Raw genomic sequence first — 24,544 nt, forward strand, 5'->3', positions numbered from 1 at the left:
CAGGGGTCAGAACACCGCACTTGCTCTCCGCAGGTCAACGCACATTTGACCAAGAAACCCCAGGTCAGCACCCCACCCCTCCCATTCGCCGCACGAATGGCAGGACTTCAGCCACCGGTTGCACGAGGCGGGGCATCACCCCTGGAACTCTCCTCGAGCCGTCCGAGGAGGAACGGCAGGACTCCCCGTTCCAGGAGGGCCAGCTCCCATTCCTCACGGGCCCGCGGCACGTCCGGCACCGTGTCGTCCGGCAAGCCGGACCGACCGGACTGACCATGCTGGTCGGCCTGTTCGACCCGGTCGGCCTGGTCGGTCGATCTGTTGCGGGCCGCCGTCACGATCAGGTAGCCGAGGTCACCGATTCCCCCTCCGACGGCCACAGCCGCGGCGATCAGCCCTGACGTGATCAGGCCGTCGCTGACGTAGGGGCGCCCGCCGAGGGCCGAGAAGCTGAACCCGATGGCCAGGAAGAGGGCGGCGGCGACGGCGGCCAGGCTCGGGACGAGCACGGCCAGCGCCGGCAGCAGGCCGCCGCCCGTGCCCGGCTCACCCGGCTCCGCCCCGGCGCTCGTACCGGCGTCGAGGAGCCCGCGGTGCCCGCCGGCCCTGGCCTCGACCAGCTGGCGGTACTCGACAGCCGCGGCGGCGGCGATGTCGTCGCGCGCCTGCAGTGCCCGGGTGCGCAGCTGTGCACGGTCGAGCCTTCCTCCGGGACGGTGCAGGGCATCGGTCACCTGCCGGCAACGCAGCGCCTCCTCCAGAAGCCGCTCGAACGTCGCATGGACCTCTGCCTCCGGCAGTTCCGGCGCCTGCATCTGTCCCCCGAGCCTCGAAGCCTCACTCGTCCGCACGCCGTACGGATCGGCCGCACGCGTGCCGTCAGGACTGGCGAGTTTATAGTTCCCCAATTGCGCAATCTTTAAATTCAGTGTGATGGGGCCATGTGTCGCCCGAAGTCGTACGACCCTCAGGAGTCGGAGTCGGGCGTGTCCTTCGCCGCCGCGTAAGCCTGCGCCGGTGTCATCGAGACGCCGTTGAGGTTCACCGTGCGGTACTGGCTGACCTGGGCGCAGGTCTTGGCCTCGTCGGCGGTGGAGGCGTGCGCGTTGGAGACGGCGGCGTGGGTGTCGGCGGGCGCGGGCGAGGAACTGCCGCCCGGGAAGCTGGTGCCGCTCGGCCAGTCGGCGCCGATCACCAGCGTCAGGCCCGTACCCGTGCCCTGCTTGAGGTGCGCGGAGGACAGGCCGAGCGCCTTGGCCACCGTCTGTGCCTCGTCCTTCTGCCCGGTGCCGTAGGTCAGCGTGGTCGTCGTGGAACTCAAGGCCTCGTGCGTGACCGTGGCGGAGCCGAAACCCTGGTCGGTCAGGGCGGTCGCGATGTCCGAGGCGCGGCCGGGGACCGTGGTGCCGTTCCCCACCGTCACCGCGATCTCCGACGCGGGCACCGCCGAGGCGGTGGCGGTGGGCTTGGCGGTCGCCGAGGCCGCCGCCGACTTCCCGCCCGAACCGGTCGTCAGGGACTGGTCGTTGGCGATGGTCGAGAACAGGCTCTTGGCGCCTGCCCCTACGACCACCCGCTCCTTGTTTGTCGGGTCGGGGGCGGTCTGCATCGTCGTGAACGTCATGCGCTTCGTCGGCACCTTGTCCACGTCCGAGGCGAGCGAGATCAGCTTCTTCACCGTGCCCAGGCCGTCGTCCACCGTCAGCGCCTTGGTGGCCGCGTCGGCGAGGCCGTAGACCGCGGTCGGGTCAGTGAGCGTGCCCGCACTCTTGAACTTGCGGATCATCGAGCTGAGGAAGATGTGCTGCGTCGTCGTACGGCCGAGGTCGCTGCCGTCGCCGAAGCCGTGCCGGGAGCGCACGAACTCCAGCGCCCCTTGGCCCTTGAGCGTGTGGTCGCCCTTGGACAGCTTCAGGTGCGAGTAGGTGTCGTAGACGTTGTCGCTGACGCAGACGGAGACACCGCCGACCGCGTCCGACATCTTCACGACGCCGGAGAAGTCGAGCTTGACGAAGTGGTCGATCGGGATGCCGGTGAGCTGGTGGACGGTGGCCACCTGGCAGGCGGGCCCGTACGTCAGGGCGCTGTTGATCTGGCCGTAGTAACCGGGCGTCGACTGGCCGGAGCCGGAGTCCGTGCAGGCGGGCACCTTGGTCATGGTGTCGCGGGGGATGCTCATCACCGTGGCGTTGGAGCGGTCGGCGGATATGTGCACCACCATCTCCACGTCCGCGTTCCCGTTGCCGGTCTGCACACCGGTCTTCGAGCAGCCGCCGCCGAGCTTGCAGTCCTCGCTGCTGGTGCGGCCGTCCGAGCCCATCACCAGGATGTTGATGGGGGTGCGGCCGAAGGCGTCGGCCTTCTCGGTGCCGCCCTTGCCGTCGAGCGAGACGCTGTGGATGTTGCCGTTCAGGTGCTGGTAGAACCACCAGCCCGCGCCGGCCGTGACCAGGATGAGCAAGGACAGCGAAATACCGATGATCTTCAGCACCCGCTTGCCCCGCCCCGCCGGACGGGCCCGCCGTGTTCTGCTGTCACCGCGCGAGCGGGAGGCCGCGCGGGCCTCGGCCCGGCCGCCCCGGGGGCTCTCGCCCCGACGGCGCTCACCGCCGCTCCCGGCCGGACGCGGTCCGGGCGATCGGACCGCGCTCCGCGTGGCCTGGCGGCCTGAGCCGTCCCGCGGGTCGCTCATCTCCCACTCCCAAAGAACGGTCGGGCCCGTCGGTCCCAGCCGTCACGGGTACGACCGGACACGTGCGACGGGTGTCGCGACGGGTGTACAGAACAGACGCAGTACCGCCCCCGACGGTTGCACAGTTGCGCAATCTAACAAACGCCGGGGCCGGGCGGCACGACCTCGGCCCGATTCACGGACCCGGGCCGGCGCCGCACCGGACGACCGGCCCGACGGCAGAGGGCGTGCACCACGGTGTACGCACCGGGTGCCCGCGCATCGTACGACGTGTCGGGCCCGGCGCCCGGCGCGCGGGGCACCGCCCCCGTCCCGGCCTGCGCGGAATCCGGCCGTGTCCGCCGGGGCGGAGCCTTCCTGGTGCAGGCCGTCAGTCGCCGATCGCCCGGCGGACGCGGCGGGAGGGCGTGAAGGCGTACAGGTCGAGGATGCCGGGCGGGTCGGCGAGGCCGGGACCGCCGGCCCGGATCCAGGCGGTGATGTCGCCGGTGGCGTCGGGGTCGTTGACCAGGCCGAGCCAGACGGGGCGTCCGCCGGCCCCGCGGCCTTCGGCGGAGGGCTGGACGACGATGACGTTGGCGTGCTCACAGGCGTCCAGGCAGTTGACGGGCCGTACGGTGGCCACCTGCGCCAAGGAGGCGCGCAGGGCGGCGAGTTGGGCGGCGTGGTCCACACCGGGCACCTTGGGGGTGCCGCAGCAGCAGCCCCGGCAGACGGTGACCGTGCAGCGGGCCGCCCCTGCCGTCGCCGCAGGGGCGTGCGTGCGGGCCCGGCGGCTCACCGGGCGCTCCCGGTGCGGGCGCGCTGCCAGGCGCCGTCCACCAGCAGGCGCAGCCCGTTGAGGCCGACGATGACGGTGGAGCCCTCGTGCCCGGCGACACCGAGCGGCAGCGGCAGCGTGCCGGCCAGGTCCCAGACCACCAGGGCGGTGATGAACAGCGCGGCGACGGCCAGGTTCTGCACCACCAGGCGGCGCGCCAGGCGGGAGAGGCCCACGACGGCGGGGATGGCGGCCAGCTCGTCGCGCACCACGACCGCGTCGGCGGTCTCCAGGGCCAGGTCGGATCCGGCCCGGCCCATGGCGATGCCGGTGTGGGCGGCGGCGAGCGCGGGGGCGTCGTTGACACCGTCGCCGACCACCAGCACCTTCCGTCCGGCCTGCGCCAGCTCCCGCACGGCGGTGACCTTGTCCTGCGGGAGCAGGCCGGCGCGTACGTCCGTGATGCCGGCCTCTGCGGCCAGGCGGGCGGCGGCCCGCGGGTTGTCCCCGGTGACCAGCATCGGCGCGGCGCCGGTGAGGGCGGCCAGTGCGGTGACGGTGGCGGCGGCGTCCTCGCGCAGCCGGTCGGCGAGGCCCAGCACGCCCACCGGGGTGCCGTCGACGGTGACGAGCACGGCGGTACGGCCCTCGGCCTCCAGCTGCGTGGCCGCGGCCGCGGCGGGGTGGGACCGGCGGTCGCCGAGGAGCCGGGCGGGGCTGCCGACCGCGACCGCCTTGCCGTCGACGGTGGCCGTCACACCGGTGCCGGGGGCCGAGCCGAAGTCCCGCACCAGCGCGATGTCCAGGCCCCGGGCGCGGGCGGCCTCCACGATCGCGCGGGCCAGCGGGTGTTCGCTGGGGTGCTCGGCCGCCGCCGCGAGCCGCAGCAGTTCCTCCTCGCCCAGGCCCGAGGCGGCCGTCGGCCGGATGTCCGTCACCCTCGGGGTGCCCTCGGTGAGGGTGCCGGTCTTGTCCAGCGCCACCGCGTCGGCCTGTCCCAGGCGCTCCATCACCACGGCCGACTTCACCAGCACGCCGTGCCGCCCGGCATTGGCGATCGCGGACAGCAGCGGTGGCATGGTGGCCAGCACCACCGCGCACGGCGAGGCCACGATCATGAAGGTCATCGCCCGCAGCAGCGTCGGCCGCAACGCCGCGCCGAGGAGCAGGGGCACCACGAACAGCGCGACGGTGGCGGCCACCATGCCGATCGAGTACCGCTGCTCGACCTTCTCGATGAACAACTGGGTCGGCGCCTTGGTCCCGGAGGCCTCCTCGACCATGGCCACGATCCGGGCGATCACCGAGTCCGACGGGTCGCGCTCGACCTTCACGCGCAGCGCCCCGGTGCCGTTCAGGGTGCCGGCGAACACCTCGTCCCCGGCCTCCTTCGCCACCGGCAGCGGCTCGCCGGTGATCGTGGCCTGGTCCACCTCGCCGGCGCCGTCCAGCACCCGGCCGTCGGCGCCGATCCGCTCCCCGGGCCGTACGAGGATCACGTCGCCCACCCGGATCTGCCCGGTGGGCACGGTCTCCTCGCTGCCGTCGTCGGCCAGCCGGGTGGCGGTGGCCGGGGCCAGGTCGAGCAGGCCCCGCACGGAGTCGGCGGTGCGCGCGGTGGCGACGGCCTCCAGGGCGCCGGAGGTGGCGAAGATGACGATCAGCAGCGCGCCGTCCAGGACCTGCCCGATCGCCGCCGCCCCGAGCGCGGCGACGACCATGAGCAGGTCCACGTCCAGGGTCTTGTCCCGCAGTGCCCGCAGGCCGGCCCAGCCCGGCTCCCAGCCGCCGGTGGCGTAGCTGAGCGCGTACAGCGGGCCCCACGTCCAGGCCGGTGCCCCGGTCAGCTGGAGCGGCAGCGCCAACAGGAACAGCACCAGCGCCGCGGCGGCCCACCGGGCCTCAGGCAGGGCGAAGACCCGGGTGCGGCGCCTCGGCGCCACCGCGCCACGGACGCCGGCGGCAGGAGCCGGGCGGGAGAGGGTGGAAGTCATACGGCGGATTCCTCGGGCACGCGAAACGCGACGGGGTTCGGTTCGGTCGGGCTCCCCTCACCATACAGGTACACATGAAGAAGCCTTCATGCGTTCATACGTCCCTGTCGGTAGCATGACGGGCATGGGCCATGGAGCAGCCACCCCCGCCAGTACCGTCCCGCGCACCCGCCTGGACGCCGACAGCGCTGCCAGGGTCGCCACCACGCTCCAGGCGCTGGCCACGCCCTCCCGGCTGCTGATCCTCGCCCGGCTGCGCGAGGGCCCGCTGCCCGCCACCGAACTCGCCGCCGAGGTCGGCATGGAGCAGTCAGCCTGCTCCCACCAGCTCCGCCTGCTGCGCAACCTCGGCCTGGTGACCGGCACCCGCAAGGGCCGCTCCGTCGTCTACGCCCTCTACGACCACCACGTCGCCGAACTCCTCGACCAGGCCCTGTACCACGTCGAGCACCTGCGCCTCGGCATCACCGACGCCCCCGTCAGCGGGGCAGCCGAAGGGTGACGGCGGCGTCGAGGAGGTCGGCGAGGGGCACGGGGGCCCGCGTGATGTGCCCCGTGCTGCAGAGTTCCTCCAGGTCCAGCAGGGCGTTGGAGAGGTCGATCAGGCGCTGCAGCTCGGGTCCACCGAGCGCAGGGTCCCCGGCGAGTTCGGCACCCGTACTCCTACCCCTCCCGGCACGCCACCCTCTCGGCCGCCGCGGTCACCTGCCTCAGCGCCCTCGCCCCGCACCGCGCCACGGACTACGCGTGGATGCGGGCCGAAGTCCTCTACTCCCGCCTCTACATGGCCGGCCACGTCACCAGCGACCTCACCGCCGGCACCCTCCTCGGCGACCTGATCGGCGACTACGAACTCGCCGTGGGCGGACACTGACACCCGCCTTCGTGCCGCGCCGTCCACGCAGCGGACGCGCCGGGCGGCCGGCGCCGTACGACGAGGCGGGCGCCGAGCGCGGCAAGCCATGGGTGAGGCCGGCGGACACCGCGGCGCCCTGGCCGGGCCCGCCGGCCTGCTCGGTCGGCGCGAGGGCCCGCGCGACGCCTTCGGAGACACCGGCGCGTCCGGCGGGGCCCCTGGCCGAGAAAGAGCGCGCCGGTCCCGGGCAGGGCGGCGCATGGCACACTCGGCAGACGGCAGCTTTGACCCGCCGTACAGGTTCTGCGCCGCTCGGCCCTCACCGGTAACTGGAGCCCGCCCGGATGCACATCGCCGTCTATCTGCCGCTGCTGCTCAGCCTGCTCGCGCCGCTCGGCGCCCGGCCGCTGTCCGAGCGGTGCGAGCCGCGCCTGGCCACCTGGCTGCTCACCGCCTCGTCCCTGATCCTGGGTACGGCGGGTGTCGTCTCCCTGGGGCTGCTGGCCGTCACCGGTCTCATCCGGATCCCGCCGATCGCCGGTCTCGGCCACTGGTCGGCCCCGGCCGCCCAGCACGACGACCCCGTGCGGCTCTCCATCGCCCTCCTGGCCGGACTGCTGCTCAGCGGGGCCGTGGTCATGGCCGCGCGCCTGCTCTGGCGCCGCACCCACAGCCTCGCCGCCGCGGCACTCGACGCCGCCTGCATGCCCGCACGCGACGGCCTGGTCGTCATCGACGACGAGGCCCCGGACGCCTTCGCGCTGCCCGGGCTGCCCGGCCGGGTCGTCGTCTCCACCGGCATGCTGCACACCCTCGACGAGACCGAGCACGACATCCTGCTCGCCCACGAGCGGGCCCACCTGGCCGCCCACCACTACGCGTTCGTGGCCCTCGCCCAGCTGGGCGCCGCCGCCAACCCGCTGCTGCGCCCGCTGGCCACCGCTGTCACCTACACCGTCGAGCGCTGGGCCGACGAGAGCGCGGCCGCCGCCACCGGCGACCGCAAGCGCGTCGCCCGCGCCGTGGGCAAGGCCGCCCTCGCCTCCCGCCGCCGGCCGGCCCTCACCCGCACGGCGGGAGCCGTCCTCGGCATCCTCGGCCGCCGGGGCCGTGGCAACCCGCTCGCCTCGGCGGGACCGGTGCCCCGCCGGGTCGCCGCCCTGCTCGCCCCGCCCCTGCCGCGCCACCCGGTCCTCGCCGCCGCGACGGCAGCCGTCCTCGCCGCCGCGACCCTCGCCACCGCCGACGCCGCCCACGATCTGCACCAGCTGCTGAAGACCGTCGGCGTTTCGTAGGGACGTGCGGGCGCTTCGGCGGCGCCCCGCGCCGAGCCTGGGCCGAGCCCCGCGCAGGCCCCCTCGTACTCGCCGGTACGCCGTGCCCTCCCGCCCGTTGGGAACCGGCCACGGTGGGGCTATCGTCGGAATCCTGGGGCCAGGACGAGGAGGACGGCCGTTGATGCCGCAGGACGAGGCCGTGATCGGCTGCATGGGCAAGGTGCTCATCGGGACACGCGGATCCGCGGGCCCCGGCGAGGTCCTGGTGCGGGTCCGGGGCGGCTCCGAGACCTTCCTGGCCTGGTCCGAGGATCCCCTGCCCGCGGGCGCCACGGTCCTCGTGATCGAATCACGTGGATGCCGCGAGGTCGGCGTCATCGAGTGGGTGGATCCATTGGACGCTCTCGGCGGAGAGGCCGCCGGCGCAAGCTGAGGAGTACAGGCATGTTCGGATACCGCGTTCCCGCTCCCGACGAGGCGATGCTGATCTCGGGTGGCAGGCGGGGACTGGGGGGCGCTCCGTTCCGCGTGGTCACGGGCCACGGCAAGTTCGTGCTCCCGGTCTTCCGCAAGGTCCGCTTCCTCACGCTGTCGATGTGTGAGGCCGAGGTCACCGAGACCTGTGTGACCAAGCAGGGCATCTCGCTGCACGTCCGCGCGGTCATCGCCTTCAAGGTCGGCAACGACCAGGAGAGCATCATCAACGCCGGCCAGCGCTTCCTTTCCGACCAGGAGCAGATGTCGGTGCTGACCGGCCGGATCTTCGCCGGCCACCTGCGGGCCATCATCGGCTCGATGACGGTCGAGGAGATCGTCACGGAACGGCAGAAGCTCGCCGCCGAGGTCCTCGACACCTCGAAGGTGGAGATGGCGAAGATCGGCCTGATCGTCGACTCGCTGCAGATCCAGTCGATCGACGACGGCGACACCGGCTACATCGCCGCGATGTCCGCCCCGCACAAGGCGGCCATCCAGCGCCAGGCCCAGATCGCCCAGGCGCAGGCCACCCAGGCCGCCGTCGAGGCGGAGCAGGAGGCGGCCCGCAAGCAGGCCGAGTACGCCCGGCAGACCGCCATCGTCAAGGCCGAGTACTCCGCCGAGGTGGACCGCGCCCAGGCCCAGTCCGCGCAGGCCGGACCGCTGGCGCAGGCCCACGCCCAGCAGGAGGTGCTGGACGCCCAGACGGAACTGGCCCAGCGTCAGGCCCTGTTGCGCCAGCAGCAGCTGGTGGCCGAGGTCGTCAAGCCCGCCGAGGCCGAGGCCGAGCGGGTCCGGATCCTCGCCTCCGCCGAGGCCCAGCGCATGAAGATCCAGGCGGAGGCCGCCGCCTCCTACGACCGCGTCGCGCTCGACCGGATGCTCATCGACCAGCTCCCGCAGATCGTGAAGGAGGCCGCCGGCGGTCTGGCCGGCGCCAACGTCAACGTCCTCAACGGCGCGGACGGCCTCGGCGAGATCGCCGCCGGGCTGGTCTCCCAGGGCCTGACGATCCTCGACTCGGTCCGGCAGAACCTGGGCGGCCCGGAGAAGGACACCAAGGACACCAACAGCAGCGGCCTGCTCCAGCTGCACTCGGGCAAGGAGCGCCGGTCGGACGACGACGGCCCGGTCAACGTCGACTGAGCCGGACGGGCAGCCTCGGCGACCGCGACCGTGAAGTCCCGCTCGGCGCCGGGGCGTTCACACGGGTCCACACCGCCACGGCCAGGCCCCCGGCACTGCCGCAGAACCGGCCGCCGACACCACACCGCTGCCGGCCGACCCGCCCGCCTGACTCCGGCAGGACCGACGGACTCCGGCGGCACCGACGGGCTCTGACACACCCGGCCACCCCGGCAGGGACACGGAACGGGGCCCGGGCAGGCGCACGGCATGTGCCCGGCAGGCGCCGGGTTCAGTCCAGCTGGAGCCGGTCCGCCAGTCCCGCCTTCTCGAACGCCGTCACCACGTGCTCGCGGCCCTCCGTGAAGTGGGCCCAGCTGTCGCAGTGGGCCGGGACCACCCGGCGGGCGCCGAGCAGCGCGGCGGCGGCGGCCGCGCCCTCGCCGTCCAGGACGAGGAGGGCGTCGCCGAGGGCCGCCAGGCGGGGCGCGCCGGCGAAGAGGACGGCCGTGTCGACGGGGCCGTACCGGTCGGCGATCTCCCGGACCAGCTCCAGGGAGGCGTTGTCGCCGCTGACGTAGAGGGCGGGCAGGTCGGCGGAGGTCAGCAGAAAGCCGGTGACCTCGCCGACGACGGGCTCGGAGCCCTCGGGGCCGTGCAGGGCGGGGGCGGCGGTCACGGTGACCGTACCGCCGTCGGGGCGGGGCACCTCGGCGGACCGCCACGGGGTGAGCGGCTCGGTGGTGCCGCCGAGCCGGCGCGCCGCCGCCGGTGTGGTGAAGGTGCGCGGAGTGGCGGCGAGCAGGGCCCGCCCGGAGTGGTCGAGGTTGTCGGCGTGCTGGTCGTGGGAGAGCAGGACGACGTCCACGGGGCCCAGCTCGGCGGCGCTCGCGCGGGGCGGTGCGGTCTTGGTCAGGATGCGGCCGCTGGGCGAGGGATAGTCGCCGGGGTCGTCGAAGGTCGGGTCGGTGAGGAAACGGACGCCGCCGTACTCGATGAGGACCGTGGGACCCCCGAGGACGCGGATCGGTACGCGCTCGTCGGCACCGGTGCTTTCGGGGACTGCGGAGGGCGTTGCGGCCATGTCGACTCACCTCACGGAAAGAAGGACTTCATCCGTGAGAGACGCTACGCCGCTCTCACGGATGAATGCAAGGCGTACCATGAGGCGCGTGACAGAGAGCGTGCGCGAGACCGACCGCCCCGTCCCGCCTCCCCCGGCGCCGGGTGCGGAGCGACATCCCGCCCTGGACCTCGCCAACAGTGCCGTCACCCTGCCCGGCGGACAGCACGTCGACCTGCTGGACACACCCGCCGCCGCCCAGGACTGGCTGGTACGGCGCGGTCTCGCCCCGGCCGACGCCGATCTGCGCGAGACGTGCGCGACCCGGCTGCGCGCCCTGCGTGAGCGGATCCGCGCCCTGCTCGCCGCCCGGGCCGAGGACCGGCCGGCCCCCGCCGACGCGCTCGAGGCCGTGAACGAGGCCCTGACCCGCGCCCCGGCCGCCTCCCTGCTGCACTGGTCCCCGGGCAGGGGCCTGTACCGCGCCGCGGCCCACCCCACCACGCAGATCGTGGAGCACGCCCTGGCCGCCCTCGCCGCCGACGCCGCCGACCTGCTCACCGGCCCCGACGCCGACCGCCTCACCGCCTGCGGCTCCGCCCCCTGCAACCGCTACCTGCTCCGGCACGGCCGCCGCCACTGGTGCTCCACCCGCTGCGGCGACCGCGCCCGCGCGGCCCGCGCCTACGCCCGCCGCACGGGCCGGGGCGAGGAGGAGCAGGCCGCCCGGGGTCCGGCGGAGTGTACGTAAGAAATTGCCGGGCAGCGTGCCGGCTCATACGGGTGACTTACTCGCGCAGGCGGCCCGCGGAGAGGATCCACACCCTCCGGTGACATCCCGGCCCGGCGCCAGCACTCAGGAACCCTACGTATTGTAGGTTCCCAACCGCCAACGGCCACACGCCTGTTCAACGGGGGATCCATGCAGGACACCGGGACGAAAACCGGCGGGGAGGCCCGCGCGAGCAGTCTCGCGCCGACGCTGACCCTGCTGGTCGTCAGCCTCTTCACCGCCGCCGTGGGCGTGTACGAGCTGTGCGGCTTCGGCCTGCACAGCCTCGACCGGCGCCCGCATCTGTTCAGCGACGGCCTCGCGACCGGCGGAGTGATCGTCGCCGTGGTGGCGGCCGGCGCGGCGGTGGGCAACCTCGCCTGGCACCTGGCGGCGGCCCGGCGCGACGCGGGAAGCTCCGGGTAAGACCCGCGCAGGAAGATCACAGGAAGATCACAGCAAGGGGAGCGCGAGGACCCCGGGTTCAGGGAACATGGGGAGGTCCGGGTAAGAGCGGATGCCGGTACGCTCGCGATGAGCCCCGGCGCCCGTACCATTCCCGTCTGCTCCGTATGAATCCGGTGAATGCCGCCGCATCGGGGCCCGCGCACACGCGCACCCGCGCTTACCTTACGGACTGTAGGGTCAGCATTTGCCCTGTCCCTCCCCACCCAAGGTGACCAGTCACCATGCCCGCTCAGCAGTCGACCGTGACCTCCGCGCAGGTTCCCGGCCAGCGCGGTACGCGCCGTACGCTCCAGATGCCCGCGCCCAGCCCCCGGTTGCGCGCGGTGGCGGCCTCGGCCACCGTGTGGTACCTGCGGCTGGCCGCCGTCTTCAACATCATCGCGGTGATGTCGCTGCCGTTCCGCAAAGAGGTGCAGGAACACAACGACGGCAAGATCTTCACCGCCCGCCACGTGCACGCCCACACCCACCACGCCGGCCAGTTCTTCACCCCGTACCTGGCCACCGCCGGCCTGGCCTCGGCCGCGGCGGCGATCTTCCTGGCCCTGGTGATGCGCCGCGGCAAGCGCGCCGCGTGGGTGGTCAACCTCCTGCTCGCCGGGCCCCTGTTCGTGCTCTACGTCCTCGCGCTCACCCAGCACCCGTTCAGCGGCCACATCTTCAACTGGGTCTCCACCGCGCTCACCGGCCTCTTCGTGGCCGCGCTGCTGATCGGCCGCCGGGAGTTCAACGCCATCGGCGACCCCTCCAGCCCGAAGCTCGCCCTGGCCGTCGGCGTCGGCGGCGTCCTGGTGACCGGCGGTCTCGGCACGCTGCTCGTGCACGCCACCAACAAGCTGCACCACGCCCCGCTCCTCGAAGAGCTGGCGTACACCCTGCTGCGCGGCATCAGCGTCGGCCCGCTCGCCGACCGGGTCGACTCCGTGCACGCGCCCCGCTGGGTCGACATCATCATCAACATCCTGCTGGCCGGCGTCTTCTGCCTGGTCCTGTACGCCTGCTTCCGCTCCCCGCGCGGCCGCCGGCTGCTCACCGGCGAGGACGAGGAGAGGCTGCGCGCCCTGCTCGACAAGCACGGCGCCCGCGACTCCCTCGGCTACTTCGCGCTGCGCCGCGACAAGGCCGTCATCTTCTCCCCCACCGGCAAGGCGGCCGTCGCCTACCGCGTCGTCGGCGCGGTCTCCCTCGCCTCCGGCGACCCGATCGGCGACCCCGAGGCCTGGCCCGGCGCCATCGACGCCTGGCTCACCGAGGCCCGCCGCCACGCCTGGACCCCGGCCGTCATGGGGGCGAGCGAGGAGGCCGGCACCATCTACGCCCGCCACGGCCTGGACGCTCTCGAACTCGGCGACGAGGCCATCGTGGACATCGCGGACTTCACCCTCGAGGGCCGCGCGATGCGCGTGGTCCGCCAGGCCCACAACCGCGTCAAGCGGGCCGGTTACACCGTCCGCGTCCGCCGCCACGAGGACATCCCCGAGGACGAGATGGCGCTGCTCGTCAAGCGCGCCGACGACTGGCGCGACGGCGCCACCGAACGCGGCTTCTCCATGGCCCTCGGCCGCCTCGGCGACCCGGGGGACGGCCGCTGCGTGATGCTGGAGTGCCGCGACGCGAACGACGAACCGCGCGCCCTGCTCAGCTTCGTCCCCTGGGGCGAACACGGGCTCTCGCTGGACCTGATGCGCCGCGACCGCGACAGCGAGAACGGCCTGATGGAGTACATGGTGGTGGAACTCCTGCTCCAGGCGAAGGAGTTGGGCATCAAGCGGGTGTCGCTGAACTTCGCGATGTTCCGCTCGGTCTTCGAGCGCGGTGCCCGCCTGGGCGCGGGCCCCGTCCTGCGGCTGTGGCGTTCCACCCTCACCTTCTTCTCCCGCTGGTGGCAGATCGAGTCCCTCTACCGCGCCAACGCCAAGTACCGCCCGGTCTGGGAGCCGCGCTTCCTGCTCTTCGCCAAGTCCAGCGACATCCCCCGGATCGGTCTGGCCTCGGCACGGGCGGAGGGCTTCCTCGAGCTGCCGGGGATGGGCGGGAAGTCGTAGGGGCCGGCGGGAGTGGCCGTCAGCCGTTGCCGCTGCTCTTCACGATCCCGCCGCCCACGGTGAATCCGATGACCGCGCCGCCGCCCTCCCGCCGGAAGGCGAACGGCGCGCCGCCGTGGGCCATGGCCACCTCGCGCACGATGGACAGCCCGAGGCCGGACCCCGGCAGGGAGCGGGCGTCAGCGGCCCGGTAGAAGCGGTCGAAGATACGGATGAGATCGCCCTCGGCGATGCCCGGCCCCCGGTCCAGCACCTCCACCCGCACGGTCCCGGGCCGCGCCGGCCCGGTGATGTTGACCTCGATGGGTGCGCTGCCCCCGCGGTCGAACTTGGCCGCGTTCTCCACCAGGTTGGACATCGCCCGCTGGAGCATCCCGGGCCGTCCGTCGGTGGTCGTGTCACCGCTGGTGCGCAGCACGATCTGGCGGCCGGTACGGCGCCCCGCGAGCCCCACGACCTCCTCGGCGATGTCGGCGAGGTCCACGCGCTGCTGCGGCTCGGTGTCGGACTGCCCGGCGGCGAGGTCGACCAGCTCGTTGACCAGGTCGGTCAGCTCGCGGGCCTCCTGGCTGAGGTCGGCGACCAGTTCCTCACGGGTCGCGGGCGGCAGCTCGTCGATGCGCCGCAGCAGGGAGATGTTGGTCCGCAGGGACGTCAGCGGGGTACGCAGTTCATGCCCCGCGTCCTGGACCAGCCGCCGCTGGTCCTCCTCGGACTGCGCGAGCCGGCCCAGCATCCGGTCGAAGGCCCGCCCGAGCCGGCCCACCTCGTCCAGCCCGGTGACGGGCACCTCGATGCCCAGCTGACGGGTGCGGGCCACGTCCTCCGCGGCGGAGGTGAGGATCACCAGGCGCCGGGTGATCCGCCGGGCCAGCCACCACCCGAACAGACCGGCGGCCACCACCACGGCCGCCATCAGGATCAGCGTCCGCTGCTGCAAGGCCCGCAGCAGGTCCTCGGTGTCGCTGAACTCCTGCGCGACCTGGACCGCGCCCCGCCCGTCACCGAGCGAGACGGTGGCGACCCGGAACAGGTCCGAGTCCACCAGCACGTCCTTGTGCTGGACCACCTTCCCGGCGGTCTGCGCGAGCGCCATCGCCTTGTCGTGGGCGGTGACGGGCAGCACCGGGTTGCCGTGGTCCACGATCTGGCCCTGCGCGCCCAGCACCTGCACATCGGTACGGGCGGGCCGGACCAGATCATGACCCGGCCGGGAGGACGAGAAGTCCTCGGGGACCATCTCGTGCTGCCGTACCTCGTCCCGTACGTCCTGCACGACCTGCGAGAACACCGACTGCTGATCGACGCGGACCAGGCGGGCGGCGGAGCTGTACGACAGGATGCCGACGAGGATCGTGACGGCGGCGGTGACGGCCGCGAAGGAGACGACGAAGGTGGTACGCAGGGAGACGAGCCCCGGCCGACGCCGGGCCAGCAACCGCCTGAGCCGCCTGAGGCGGCCCACTCAGTCCTCCCGCAGCACGTAACCCACGCCCCGCACGGTGTGGATCAGCTGCGGCGCGCCGGGCTCGTCCAGCTTGCGGCGCAGGTAGCCGACGTACACGGCGAGGTTCTTCGATCCCGGTCCGAAGTCGTAGCCCCAGATCCGGTCGTAGATGGTGGAGTGGTCGAGCACGATGCCCGCGTTGCGCACGAGCAGCTCGAGCAGCTCGAACTCGGTACGGGTCAGCTCCAGCTCGCGCTTGCCGCGCCAGGCCCGGCGGGCCTGGAGGTCCATGCGGATGCCGGCGGCCTCCACCTGGCGGTCGGAGATCTGGACGTCGGCCCGCGCGGAGTCGCCCGGGCCGCTGTTGCCGCTCGCGGCGGCGGGCACCGGGCTGGTACGGCGCAGCAGGGCACGCAGCCGCGCGAAGACCTCTTCCACGTCGAACGGCTTGACCACGTAGTCGTCGGCGCCGGCGTCCAGGCCCGCGATGCGGTCGGCGGTCTCCACGAGGGCGGTGAGCATGAGGATCGGGGTGCGGTCGCCCTCGGCCCGCAGCACCCGGCAGACCTGGAGACCGTCGATGCCGGGCATCATCACGTCGAGCAGGAGGATGTCCGGCGGGGTCTTGTGCGCCTGCGCCAGGGCCTCTACGCCGTCGGCGACCGCCGTCACCTCGTACCCTTCCAGCGTCAGGGCACGCTCGAGGGCATGACGGATGGCACGGTCGTCTTCAGCGAGCAGCACAGTCTGGGGCACGCCTCCAGTCTGCCAAGGCCTCCGGCGGTTCGGTCGGGACGGGCGGGCCTACGATCACCCTTTTTACCGGCCTCTCACCGTCGTAACGGAACCCGGCCCCGCCCCCTACCGTCCTCTCACCGTCGCACGGGCCTCGGCAGGGGGGACGGTCCGGACTGCGCGGAGACCCGCTACTGCAACCCCGCAAGCTGCTCGGCGAAGGGGACGACGGCCGGCGCCTCCCGGCGGTGCGCCAGTGGCATCAGAGCGGCCAGCTCCCCCGCCGCCCGCTCGATCCGCTCGGCGAGCCCTTCCGCGCCCCAGTCCTCCGAGGCGGCGTACACCCCGGTCGGCACGACGACGGCCCGCAGATAGGCGAACAGCGGCCGCAGCGCATGCTCCAGCACCAGCGAGTGCCGCCCCGTACCCCCGGTCGCGGCGATCAGCACCGGCTTGCCGACCAGCGCTTCCTTGTCCAGCACGTCGAAGAACGACTTGAACAGCCCGCTGTACGAGGCGCTGAACACCGGCGTGACGACGATCAGCCCGTCGGCCCCCGCCACCGCGTCCTGCGCGGCGGCGAGGCCCTTGCCGGGGAACCCGTTGGTGAAGTGGTGCGCGACCTCGACGGCGAGGTCCCGCAACTCGACGACCTGCACGTCCACCGGCGCCGGCGCCTGCCGCCCCACCGCGGCGGCCAGCCGGTCGGCCAGCAGCCGGGTGGACGACGGCACGCTCAGCCCCGCGGACACGACGACGAGCTTCATACGACGGCCTCCTTCTCTCCGGACTTCTCCCCGGACTGCTGCGCGGCGCCGAGCAGGGACCGGTGGGTCGGCGCCTCGGGCACACCGGCCGGCCGCCCCTTCGCGAACTCCTTGCGCAGCACCGGTACGACCTCCTCGCCCAGCAGGTCGAGCTGCTCCAGCACGGTCTTCAGCGGCAGCCCCGCGTGGTCCATGAGGAACAGCTGGCGCTGGTAGTCACCCGCGTACTCGCGGAACGCCAGCGTCTTCTCGATCACCTGCTGCGGCGAGCCCACGGTCAGCGGGGTCTGCTCGGTGAAGTCCTCCAGCGAGGGCCCGTGGCCGTAGACCGGCGCATTGTCGAAGTACGGCCGGAACTCACGCACCGCGTCCTGCGAGTTGCGCCGCATGAACACCTGGCCGCCCAGCCCCACGATCGCCTGCTCCGGCGTGCCGTGGCCGTAGTGGGCATACCGGGCCCGGTACAGCTCGACCATCCGCTTGGTGTGGTCGGCCGGCCAGAAGATGTTGTTGTGGAAGAAGCCGTCGCCGTAGTACGCCGCCTGCTCGGCGATCTCCGGGGAGCGGATCGAGCCGTGCCAGACGAACGGCGGTACGCCGTCCAGCGGGCGCGGGGTCGAGGTGAAGCCCTGCAGCGGGGTGCGGAACTTGCCCTCCCAGTCCACGACGTCCTCGCGCCACAGCCGGCGCAGCAGGGCGTAGTTCTCGATGGCGAGGTTGATGCCCTGCCGGATGTCCTGGCCGAACCACGGATACACCGGCCCGGTGTTTCCGCGGCCCATCATCAGGTCCACCCGCCCGTCGGCCAGGTGCTGGAGCATCGCGAAGTCCTCCGCGATCTTCACCGGGTCGTTGGTGGTGATCAGCGTGGTGGACGTGGACAGGATCAGGTTCTGCGTCCGCGCCGCTATGTAGCCGAGCATCGTGGTCGGGGACGACGGCACGAACGGCGGGTTGTGGTGCTCGCCGGTCGCGAAGACGTCCAGGCCGACCTCCTCGGCCTTCTGGGCGATGGCGACCATGGCCTTGATCCGCTCGCCCTCGGTCGGCGTACGCCCCGTGGTGGGGTCCGGCGTGACATCGCCGACCGTGAAGATCCCGAACTGCATGGCCGCTCACCCTCCAAATTGTTGACCGTTCAACTATACCCCTCCAACGGTCACCCGCCCCCCGGTATTCCAGCCCGCCGACGGCACCCCCGCGCCGGGCCCTCAGAAGGCGTACGCGTCCCCCGTGTCCAGCACCAGCACATTCAGCCGGTCGTTCGACCGGTCCTTGTCCACCGCGCCGCCGCTCCACGCCGTCCCGATCTCCAGCGTGACCTCCGCCGGCCGGTCCCTCAGCCGCACCGGCACCCGCAGCCGCTGCCCCGCCGCACCCACCGCCAGCGCGCCGGTCGCGCACACCACCGTCCGCTCGTCCTCCCGCACACACCGGGCGGGCAGCTGCTGCGCCTGGGCCAGCGGCACCGACCAGCGCAGCCGCACACTCGCGTCCGTCACGGCGGCGGGCCCGTCGTTCCGCGGCATCAGCCGCACCTCCACCGTGTTTCCGTCCATCAGCGCGGTCCCGTGAAAGGCCAGGTCGGCCTCGGGTTCCGGAACGGCCGCGGCGACCTGCGGCACCAGGCAGAGCGCACCGGCACACACTCCCGGCACCGCCCCCCAAACCCGCCACGCCCGCCTCCACGTCTGCTGCCACGTCCGCTTCCACGCCCGCATCCGCACGCCACTCACCACTCCACACTCCCGGCTCGCGATCGACTGCTGTCACCGACGTATCCATGCCACCCGGGCCACCGCTCAGGCGCCCTCCAACAGGTGACAAGCTGGGCGCATGCCGATCCTCCGCTCCGCCGCCCTGTTCGTCGTCGCCGCACTGTTCGAGATCGGCGGCGCCTGGCTGGTCTGGCAGGGCGTGCGCGAACACCGCGGCTGGCTGTGGGTGGCCGGCGGGGTCCTCTCCCTCGGCGCGTACGGGTTCGTCGCCACCTTCCAGCCCGACGCCCACTTCGGCCGCATCCTGGCGGCGTACGGCGGGATCTTCGTGGCGGGCTCGCTCCTGTGGGGCGCGGTCGCGGACGGCTACCGCCCCGACCGCTACGACATCACGGGCGCCCTGGTCTGCCTCGCCGGAATGGCCGTGATCATGTGGGCGCCGAGGAACGGCGCCTGAGCCTCACTTACGCTGGACGGAGCACGCCACCGGAGCACCGGACCGAGCACGGACCGAGCACAGGAACCGACCACAGGAGCAGCCCATGGCCCCGGCCCCCGCGTCCCGCATCGCCGTCGTCACCGGTGCGAGCAGCGGCATCGGAGCCGCCACCGCCCGGCAGCTCGCCCAGGCCGGCTACCGCGTCGTCCTCACCGCCCGCCGCAAAGACCGCATCGAGACGCTGGCCGAGGAGCTGACGCGAGCGGGCCACTCGGCGACGGCGTACCCGCTGGACGTGACGGACCGCGCGGCGGTGGACGAGTTCGCGTCGGCCTTCACCTCGATCGCCGTCCTGGTCAACAACGCGGGCGGCGCCCTCGGCGCGGACCCGGTGGCCACGGGCGACCCGGCCGACTGGCGCACGATGTACGAGACGAACGTCATCGGCACCCTGAACGTCACCCAGGCCCTCCTGCCGAAGCTGGAGGCGAGCGGCGACGGCGTGGTGGTCGTGGTGTCGTCCACGGCGGGCCTCGGCACCTACGAGGGCGGCGCGGGCTACGTCGCCGCCAAGCACGGCGAGCACGTCCTCGCCGAGACCCTCCGCCTGGAGATCGTCGGCCGGCCGGTCCGCGTCATCGAGATCGCCCCCGGCATGGTCAAGACCGACGAGTTCGCCCTGACCCGCTTCGCCGGCGACAAGGAGAGGGCGGAGAAGGTCTACGCGGGCGTGGCCGAGCCCCTCACGGCGGACGACGTGGCCGAGACGATCACCTGGACGGTCACCCGCCCCAGCCACGTCAACGTCGACCTCCTGGTCCTGCGCCCGCGCGCCCAGGCCTCCAACACCAAGGTCCACCGGGAGCTGTGATGTCCGACGCCGGTCTCCCCGGCTCGCCCGGCTCCCCGGACTCCCCGGACGCTCTCGAGTCCCTCGAGAAGTCCCTCGAAAAGCGCCGCCTGGCCCAGGAGACCAAGGACGAACGAAGAGTCTGGTGGTTCCTGGGCTACTTCCTCTTCGGCATCCACGTGGTGGCGTTCGTGATGATCTACGCGGTCCGGCACGGCCACTGACCTGCCAAGGCCCCCGGCACCGGGGGCCTTCGCGGGTCAGCCCTTCACGCAGACGACCTGCTTCAGCTTCGCGACGACCTCGACCAAGTCCCGCTGCTGGTCGATGACCTGGTCGATGGACTTGTAGGCGCCCGGGATCTCGTCCACGACGCCGGAGTCCTTGCGGCACTCCACGCCCCGGGTCTGCTCCTCCAGGTCCTTCGTGGAGAAGCGCCTCTTCGCCGCGTTCCGGCTCATCCGCCGACCCGCGCCGTGCGAGGCCGAGTTGAAGGCCTTCTCGTTGCCGAGACCCTTCACGATGTACGACCCCGTGCCCATGGAGCCCGGGATGATCCCGTACTCGCCGGAGCCGGCCCGGATCGCTCCCTTGCGGGTGACGAGCAGGTCCATCCCCTCGTACCGCTCCTCCGCCACGTAGTTGTGGTGGCAGGAGATCTCCGGCTCGAACGCCGGCTTGGCCTTCTTGAACTCCTTGCGGATCACGTCCTTCAGGAGCGCCATCATCAGCGTGCGGTTGTACTTGGCGTACTCCTGCGCCCAGAACAGGTCGTTGCGGTAGGCCGCCATCTGCGGGGTGTCCGCGACGAAGACGGCGAGGTCGCGGTCGACCAGGCCCTGGTTGTGCGGGAGTTTCTGCGCCACGCCGATGTGGTGCTCGGCGAGTTCCTTGCCGATGTTCCGGGAACCGGAGTGCAGCATGAGCCACACGGAACCGGTCGTATCCATGCAGACCTCGACAAAGTGGTTGCCGGACCCCAGGGTTCCCATCTGCTTGCCGGCCCGTTCCGCACGGAACCTGACCGCGTCCGCCACCCCGTCGAACCGCCCCCAGAAGTCGTCCCACCCAGCCGTGGCCAGCCCATGGAAGTCCCCCGGCTCCACGGGATCGTCATGCATCCCCCGCCCCACCGGAATGGCCTGCTCGATCTTCGACCGCAGCCTCGACAGGTCACCCGGCAGGTCGTTCGCCGTCAGCGACGTCCTCACCGCCGACATTCCGCATCCGATGTCCACCCCGACCGCCGCCGGGCACACCGCGCCCCGCATGGCGATGACGGACCCGACCGTCGCACCCTTGCCGTAGTGCACGTCCGGCATGACGGCCAGACCCTTGATCCACGGCAGGGTCGCCACGTTCTGGAGCTGGCGCAGGGCCACGTCCTCGACCGTCGCGGGGTCCGTCCACATCCGGATCGGGACCTTCGCGCCCGGCATCTCCACGTACGACATACGTTCCTCATTCCCCCGAGAACAACAACAAAGGTTTACACAAGACTTATAAGCACCAAAGCGGAAATACAGCGCCGACGTCGATCAAAAAGGACGAGGGACCGGCGGTCACAGCAGCGCGTGCGATACACATTGTCTCCAGGGGGCGCCCCGCTGCGGCAAGCGAATAACCAGCGGGGACACTGGAGCACCAAGCGAGCGCACACCCGAGAGGAGCCCGACCGTGCAGCGGAAGGCGTACGTATCCGGCACCGCCGCTCTCCTCGCGGCGCTGCTGGCCGGCTGCACGAGCGGCTCGGGCAGCGACAGCCCGTCGGACAACGCCAATCCCGGTGACGGCGGCAGGACGACGGTCGCCGCGCAGCCGGGCAAGTACCGCACGCTGCCCGAGCCGTGCGGCGCGGTCGGCCACGACACCCTCGACTCGATGCTGCCGGGCATCAAGCAGATCACCGACCCCGAGCAGCGGGACAAGGCCTACCAGGGCGAGGCCGCGCTGACCTACGACACCGATCGCAAGGTCGGCTGCCACTGGAAGGTCGACTCCGACGACGCCACGGACCGGCTGTCGATCGACTTCGAGCGCGTGGTGTCGTACGACAACAGCGTGAGCGACGACGACCAGGCGAAGAAGCTGTTCGGCGACAAGGAGACGGCGGCCGACCTGCCTGAGCCGAGCGGTTCCCCGTCGGCGAGTGCGGGCAGCGCCTCTCCGTCCCCGTCGTCCGGCGGCAGCCCCTCGGGGTCGCCCGGCGCCGGCTCCTCCCCCTCCGGTAGTTCGCCCTCGCAGTCCGCGTCCGGCTCCGCGTCGCCCGCCGGCGGCACTCCGGCCGATCTGCAGCCGCGGGTGCTGACCGATCTCGGTGACGAGGCGTATCTGGACGACCAGCTCGCCGCGTCCGGTTCGACGGCCGAGCAGCGGACGGTGACTGTGGTGTTCCGCACGTCCAATGTCCTCGTCACCCTCGAGTACGAGGAGCAGCCGATGGCGACGGGAACGGCCCCGGACAGCAAGGAAATGCAGGACAGGGCCCGTAATCTGGCCTCTCAACTCGCCGACGCGCTGGGCGGCTGACGTCCGCCGCAGCCCTCTGTCGCCTCGCTCGCAAAGAACGCGAACGGAAACCGCACAGCTCCTTCACCGCGTACGGTGGCCCCGCAGGAACCCGCACGAACACCGAGCGTAGTGAAGGAACCATGCAGCGAGCAGCCCAGCGAGACGACCGTGCCCAGCAAGTAAGGCGTGGCAAGCGCCTGAGCCGCGTGCTTGTCTGCGCGGCAGCCGTCCCCGCGGTGCTGATCACCGCCGCCTGTTCGTCGGACTCGGGCGACTCCAAGAGCAAGGGCGGCGGCACGCAGGCATCCGCGGACAACTCCGGTACGCCGTCGTCGGCGAGCGCGTCACCGACCGTGCAGGCGGCGGCGTACAACAAGCTCCCCGACCCGTGCGGGGTGCTGTCGAAGAAGACCCTGACGGATCTGGTGCCGAAGGACACGTCGGGCAAGAAGGGCAGTTCGGACGAGACCTCGCAGCGCGCGTCCTGTTCCTGGAGCAGCCTGGACAACAACGGCGTGAAGGGTTCGCAGTTCCGCTGGCTGAACGTCTCGCTGCTGCGTTTCGACTCGGACGCGACGCGCGGCTCCGCCGAGGCGCAGGCCCACAAGTACTTCGCGCAGCAGGTCAAGGACGCCGAGGCGGTGGGCGGCGCGAAGAACACCAAGGAGGTGCCGCTGTCCGGCACGGGTTCGGAAGCGTCGGCCGTCCGCTACGACTTGCAGAAGAAGGAAGGTCTGTTCAAGCAGCAGACGGTGGTGGCCCGGGTCGAGAACGTGGTCGTCACGCTGGACTACAACGGTGCCGGTCTCGCGGGCGATTCCACCCCGAACGCGGACGATCTGACGCAGTCCGCGTCGAAGGCGGTCAAGGAGGCGCTGACGGCGGTCTCCGACGCCAACGGCGGCTCCTCGTCCTCCGGTTCGTCGTCCTCGGCGTCCCCGTCGGCCCCCTCGTCCAAGCCCGCGTCGAACGCGCCGTCCAAGTCGCCCTCTTCCGGCGCATCTGCGTCCAAGTCGGCGGACAAGAAGGGCTGACCGCCCGCCGCTTCCGGGTGAGCGCCCGGCCGTTCGGCGACGGCCGGGCGGCACTCAATCCCCGACCGATGCCACGTTCGCCGTACGCGTGTGCCACCCTGTTGCGCGCAACAACAGGCAAGGGGAGGGGAGTACGAGTGGCCGCGCCACCGCAGCTGACCCGGATGCACCGCATACTCATCGGCGTGGTCGTGGGCGGCGCCTTGATCATCGCCGGCATCGGCTTCGCCGGCTCGTACGCGGCCGTGCGTGCACTGGCTCTCAAGAAGGGCTTCGGGAACTTCTCCTATGTGTTCCCGGTCGGCATCGACGCCGGTATCTGTGTCCTGCTCGCCCTGGACCTGCTGCTGACCTGGATCCGCATTCCCTTCCCGCTGCTGCGCCAGACGGCGTGGCTGCTGACGGCGGCGACGATCGCGTTCAACGGCGCCGCCGCCTGGCCGGACCCGCTGGGTGTGGGGATGCACGCGGTGATCCCGATCCTGTTCGTGGTCGCGGTCGAGGCCGCCCGCCACGCGATCGGCCGGATCGCCGACATCACGGCGGACAAGCACATGGAGGGCGTCCGCATCACCCGCTGGCTGCTCTCCCCGCTGCCGACGTTCCTGCTGTGGCGCCGTATGAAGCTGTGGGAGCTGCGCAGTTACGACCAGGTCATCAAGCTGGAGCAGGAACGTCTCGTCTACCAGGCCCGGCTGCGCAGCCGCTTCGGCCGAGCCTGGCGCCGCAAGGCCCCGGTGGAGTCCCTGATGCCGCTGCGGCTGGCGCGCTACGGCGTCCCGCTCGCGGAGACGGCCCCGTCGGGTCTCGCGGCGGCGGGCATCGAGCCGGTCCTGCTCCCCGCGGCGCCGCAGCCGCAGCTGCCGGCGGCCGCCGCAGCCACGGCCGGTCGCCCCGCCGGGGCCCCGCCCGTCCCGCACAACGGCGTGCCCCGGGGCGACCAGCGCCCCGTCCCCCCTGCGGAGGCGGACGACCAGAGCCCCTGGTTCCAGACCCAGCAGCAGCCCGAGTACCACGGCGGCTACGACCCCACCTACAACCCGCCCCTCGAGCCGCAGTACGTCCCGGAGGAGGAGTACGGGGACTGGTACGAGGAGCAGCAGCCGGAGGACTTCCAGCAGCCCTCCCCGGAGGAGACCGGCAGCTTCCCCATCCCGGTGGGCCCGAACCGCACCCGCGAACTGGGCGAGGGCGGGGGCAGCGAACCCGACGAGGAGGCCTTCTACCAGGTCTTCCGCCAGTCGATCAACGGCAGCTACCCCACCCCCGGCCAGTTCAGCGACAACGTGGAGGCCGAGTTCGGCATCAGCCTGCCCGACCCGGAGGCCAAGCGCCTGGTCAGCAACTTCACCATCCGCCACACCGCGGAACTCGAAGAGGACCACATCGCATAGCGGCGTGGGACCGCGCGCCGTTCAAGCCACGGAGAACACGGCGAACACGGAAAGCACGAAAAACACGGAAAACGGGGCCCTCCGGAAAAGGAGGGCCCCGTTTTTCTTACGCGGTTTCTT

Annotated in this window: 24 protein-coding genes and 1 pseudogene; 14 read left to right on the forward strand and 11 right to left on the reverse strand. The window is 72.1% G+C overall.

All coding sequences use genetic code 11. From position 1 onward, the window contains the following. Positions 1-107 precede the first annotated feature (107 nt). The 4 genes from A6P39_RS19435 to A6P39_RS19450 all read right to left on the reverse strand — a co-directional run bounded on the left by A6P39_RS19435 (position 108) and on the right by A6P39_RS19450 (position 5,446). A complete protein-coding gene (locus tag A6P39_RS19435; RefSeq protein WP_067043423.1) occupies positions 108-815 on the reverse strand; it encodes a hypothetical protein in 708 nt (235 codons plus the stop codon). A 152-nt stretch (positions 816-967) separates the two neighbouring features. Continuing rightward, positions 968-2,692, reverse strand: coding sequence for an LCP family protein (locus A6P39_RS19440; RefSeq protein ID WP_275883877.1), 1,725 nt, complete (start codon positions 2,690-2,692; stop codon positions 968-970). A gap of 370 nt (positions 2,693-3,062) precedes the next feature. Next, on the reverse strand, positions 3,063-3,473 hold the full coding sequence (locus A6P39_RS19445; protein ID WP_067049347.1) for a hypothetical protein: 411 nt from the start codon (positions 3,471-3,473) through the stop codon (positions 3,063-3,065). After that, the gene (locus A6P39_RS19450) at positions 3,470-5,446 is read right to left on the reverse strand and encodes a heavy metal translocating P-type ATPase (RefSeq protein WP_067049344.1); all 1,977 of its coding nucleotides are present in this window, start codon (positions 5,444-5,446) and stop codon (positions 3,470-3,472) included. The genes A6P39_RS19445 and A6P39_RS19450 overlap by 4 nt, the downstream gene beginning before the upstream one ends. A 124-nt stretch (positions 5,447-5,570) precedes the next feature. Here A6P39_RS19450 and A6P39_RS19455 point away from each other — a divergent pair, with 124 nt between their 5' ends. The 5 genes and pseudogenes from A6P39_RS19455 (at position 5,571) to A6P39_RS19475 (ending at position 9,202) form a co-directional block, all read left to right on the forward strand. Then, positions 5,571-5,948, forward strand: a complete 378-nt coding sequence (locus A6P39_RS19455; RefSeq protein WP_067049342.1) for an ArsR/SmtB family transcription factor — start codon at positions 5,571-5,573, stop codon at positions 5,946-5,948. Positions 5,949-6,098: 150 nt separating this feature from the next. Next, positions 6,099-6,320 (forward strand): annotated as a pseudogene (locus A6P39_RS19460) (phosphatase PAP2 family protein); the annotation flags it as partial. A gap of 326 nt (positions 6,321-6,646) precedes the next feature. Then, entirely contained in the window at positions 6,647-7,597 is a 951-nt protein-coding gene (locus A6P39_RS19465; RefSeq protein ID WP_067049339.1) for a M56 family metallopeptidase, read from the forward strand. A 163-nt stretch (positions 7,598-7,760) separates the two neighbouring features. Next, positions 7,761-8,012 (forward strand): hypothetical protein, encoded by a 252-nt coding sequence (locus A6P39_RS19470; RefSeq protein WP_067049337.1) that lies wholly within the window; start codon positions 7,761-7,763, stop codon positions 8,010-8,012. A gap of 11 nt (positions 8,013-8,023) precedes the next feature. Next, positions 8,024-9,202, forward strand: a complete 1,179-nt coding sequence (locus tag A6P39_RS19475) for an SPFH domain-containing protein (protein ID WP_067049335.1) — start codon at positions 8,024-8,026, stop codon at positions 9,200-9,202. 271 nt (positions 9,203-9,473) lie between these two features. Here A6P39_RS19475 and A6P39_RS19480 read toward each other — a convergent pair whose 3' ends face one another. Next, positions 9,474-10,265: an MBL fold metallo-hydrolase gene (locus tag A6P39_RS19480; RefSeq protein WP_067049329.1), complete on the reverse strand. Its 792-nt coding sequence runs from the start codon at positions 10,263-10,265 to the stop codon at positions 9,474-9,476. An 88-nt stretch (positions 10,266-10,353) separates the two neighbouring features. On the opposite strand from A6P39_RS19480, the gene A6P39_RS19485 reads away from it, so the two are divergent. From A6P39_RS19485 to A6P39_RS19495, 3 genes are all read left to right on the forward strand, one after another. Continuing rightward, positions 10,354-10,995, forward strand: a complete 642-nt coding sequence (locus A6P39_RS19485; RefSeq protein ID WP_443052892.1) for a CGNR zinc finger domain-containing protein — start codon at positions 10,354-10,356, stop codon at positions 10,993-10,995. A 171-nt stretch (positions 10,996-11,166) separates the two neighbouring features. Further along, a complete protein-coding gene (locus A6P39_RS19490; protein WP_067049323.1) occupies positions 11,167-11,442 on the forward strand; it encodes a hypothetical protein in 276 nt (91 codons plus the stop codon). 335 nt (positions 11,443-11,777) lie between these two features. Next, the gene (locus tag A6P39_RS19495) at positions 11,778-13,529 is read left to right on the forward strand and encodes a phosphatidylglycerol lysyltransferase domain-containing protein (protein ID WP_067049364.1); all 1,752 of its coding nucleotides are present in this window, start codon (positions 11,778-11,780) and stop codon (positions 13,527-13,529) included. Between the two features lie 19 nt (positions 13,530-13,548). Here A6P39_RS19495 and A6P39_RS19500 read toward each other — a convergent pair whose 3' ends face one another. The 5 genes from A6P39_RS19500 to A6P39_RS19520 form a co-directional block, all read right to left on the reverse strand. Beyond that, positions 13,549-14,994, reverse strand: a complete 1,446-nt coding sequence (locus A6P39_RS19500) for a sensor histidine kinase (RefSeq protein WP_067049320.1) — start codon at positions 14,992-14,994, stop codon at positions 13,549-13,551. After that, entirely contained in the window at positions 14,995-15,732 is a 738-nt protein-coding gene (locus tag A6P39_RS19505) for a response regulator transcription factor (RefSeq protein ID WP_079133524.1), read from the reverse strand. It abuts the gene before it with no gap. A gap of 170 nt (positions 15,733-15,902) precedes the next feature. Next, a complete protein-coding gene (locus tag A6P39_RS19510) occupies positions 15,903-16,478 on the reverse strand; it encodes an FMN reductase (protein WP_067049316.1) in 576 nt (191 codons plus the stop codon). Next, on the reverse strand, positions 16,475-17,587 hold the full coding sequence (locus A6P39_RS19515) for an LLM class flavin-dependent oxidoreductase (RefSeq protein WP_067049314.1): 1,113 nt from the start codon (positions 17,585-17,587) through the stop codon (positions 16,475-16,477). Before A6P39_RS19515 ends, A6P39_RS19510 begins: the two co-directional genes overlap by 4 nt. A 102-nt stretch (positions 17,588-17,689) precedes the next feature. Then, positions 17,690-18,103, reverse strand: a complete 414-nt coding sequence (locus tag A6P39_RS19520) for a hypothetical protein (protein WP_234379005.1) — start codon at positions 18,101-18,103, stop codon at positions 17,690-17,692. A gap of 211 nt (positions 18,104-18,314) precedes the next feature. Between A6P39_RS19520 and A6P39_RS19525 the strand changes: the two genes are divergently transcribed. The 3 genes from A6P39_RS19525 (at position 18,315) to A6P39_RS19535 (ending at position 19,709) form a co-directional block, all read left to right on the forward strand. Next, positions 18,315-18,653 (forward strand): YnfA family protein, encoded by a 339-nt coding sequence (locus A6P39_RS19525; RefSeq protein WP_067049308.1) that lies wholly within the window; start codon positions 18,315-18,317, stop codon positions 18,651-18,653. An 85-nt stretch (positions 18,654-18,738) separates the two neighbouring features. After that, complete coding sequence (locus tag A6P39_RS19530; RefSeq protein ID WP_067049306.1) at positions 18,739-19,506, forward strand: SDR family NAD(P)-dependent oxidoreductase; 768 nt, start codon at positions 18,739-18,741, stop codon at positions 19,504-19,506. Next, complete coding sequence (locus A6P39_RS19535; protein ID WP_067049303.1) at positions 19,506-19,709, forward strand: hypothetical protein; 204 nt, start codon at positions 19,506-19,508, stop codon at positions 19,707-19,709. Before A6P39_RS19530 ends, A6P39_RS19535 begins: the two co-directional genes overlap by 1 nt. Before the next feature lie 36 nt (positions 19,710-19,745). On the opposite strand, the gene A6P39_RS19540 is transcribed toward A6P39_RS19535, so the two are convergent. Then, positions 19,746-20,939 (reverse strand): RtcB family protein, encoded by a 1,194-nt coding sequence (locus tag A6P39_RS19540; protein ID WP_067049301.1) that lies wholly within the window; start codon positions 20,937-20,939, stop codon positions 19,746-19,748. A gap of 223 nt (positions 20,940-21,162) precedes the next feature. Here A6P39_RS19540 and A6P39_RS19545 point away from each other — a divergent pair, with 223 nt between their 5' ends. From A6P39_RS19545 to A6P39_RS19555, 3 genes are all read left to right on the forward strand, one after another. Then, positions 21,163-22,014: a hypothetical protein gene (locus tag A6P39_RS19545; protein ID WP_067049299.1), complete on the forward strand. Its 852-nt coding sequence runs from the start codon at positions 21,163-21,165 to the stop codon at positions 22,012-22,014. A 122-nt stretch (positions 22,015-22,136) separates the two neighbouring features. Then, a complete protein-coding gene (locus tag A6P39_RS19550) occupies positions 22,137-23,030 on the forward strand; it encodes a DUF3558 family protein (RefSeq protein WP_107304407.1) in 894 nt (297 codons plus the stop codon). Positions 23,031-23,194: 164 nt separating this feature from the next. Then, complete coding sequence (locus A6P39_RS19555) at positions 23,195-24,424, forward strand: DUF2637 domain-containing protein (protein ID WP_199840866.1); 1,230 nt, start codon at positions 23,195-23,197, stop codon at positions 24,422-24,424. Positions 24,425-24,544 lie beyond the last annotated feature (120 nt).

This window comes from Streptomyces sp. FXJ1.172, assembly GCF_001636945.3.
In the GTDB taxonomy this organism is placed as follows: Bacteria; Actinomycetota; Actinomycetes; order Streptomycetales; family Streptomycetaceae; genus Streptomyces.

Coding starts and splice junctions, on each gene's coding strand:
- A6P39_RS19515 (WP_067049314.1), bottom strand. CDS start 17,587: ATGCAGTTCGGGATCTTCACGGTCGGCGATGTCACGCCGGACCCCACC.
- A6P39_RS19535 (WP_067049303.1), top strand. CDS start 19,506: ATGTCCGACGCCGGTCTCCCCGGCTCGCCCGGCTCCCCGGACTCCCCG.
- A6P39_RS19540 (WP_067049301.1), bottom strand. CDS start 20,939: ATGTCGTACGTGGAGATGCCGGGCGCGAAGGTCCCGATCCGGATGTGG.
- A6P39_RS19510 (WP_067049316.1), bottom strand. CDS start 16,478: ATGAAGCTCGTCGTCGTGTCCGCGGGGCTGAGCGTGCCGTCGTCCACC.
- A6P39_RS19450 (WP_067049344.1), bottom strand. CDS start 5,446: ATGACTTCCACCCTCTCCCGCCCGGCTCCTGCCGCCGGCGTCCGTGGC.
- A6P39_RS19440 (WP_275883877.1), bottom strand. CDS start 2,692: ATGAGCGACCCGCGGGACGGCTCAGGCCGCCAGGCCACGCGGAGCGCG.
- A6P39_RS19435 (WP_067043423.1), bottom strand. CDS start 815: ATGCAGGCGCCGGAACTGCCGGAGGCAGAGGTCCATGCGACGTTCGAG.
- A6P39_RS19495 (WP_067049364.1), top strand. CDS start 11,778: ATGCCCGCGCCCAGCCCCCGGTTGCGCGCGGTGGCGGCCTCGGCCACC.
- A6P39_RS19470 (WP_067049337.1), top strand. CDS start 7,761: ATGCCGCAGGACGAGGCCGTGATCGGCTGCATGGGCAAGGTGCTCATC.
- A6P39_RS19530 (WP_067049306.1), top strand. CDS start 18,739: ATGGCCCCGGCCCCCGCGTCCCGCATCGCCGTCGTCACCGGTGCGAGC.
- A6P39_RS19455 (WP_067049342.1), top strand. CDS start 5,571: ATGGGCCATGGAGCAGCCACCCCCGCCAGTACCGTCCCGCGCACCCGC.
- A6P39_RS19480 (WP_067049329.1), bottom strand. CDS start 10,265: ATGGCCGCAACGCCCTCCGCAGTCCCCGAAAGCACCGGTGCCGACGAG.
- A6P39_RS19490 (WP_067049323.1), top strand. CDS start 11,167: ATGCAGGACACCGGGACGAAAACCGGCGGGGAGGCCCGCGCGAGCAGT.
- A6P39_RS19550 (WP_107304407.1), top strand. CDS start 22,137: ATGCAGCGAGCAGCCCAGCGAGACGACCGTGCCCAGCAAGTAAGGCGT.
- A6P39_RS19465 (WP_067049339.1), top strand. CDS start 6,647: ATGCACATCGCCGTCTATCTGCCGCTGCTGCTCAGCCTGCTCGCGCCG.
- A6P39_RS19555 (WP_199840866.1), top strand. CDS start 23,195: ATGCACCGCATACTCATCGGCGTGGTCGTGGGCGGCGCCTTGATCATC.
- A6P39_RS19525 (WP_067049308.1), top strand. CDS start 18,315: ATGCCGATCCTCCGCTCCGCCGCCCTGTTCGTCGTCGCCGCACTGTTC.
- A6P39_RS19475 (WP_067049335.1), top strand. CDS start 8,024: ATGTTCGGATACCGCGTTCCCGCTCCCGACGAGGCGATGCTGATCTCG.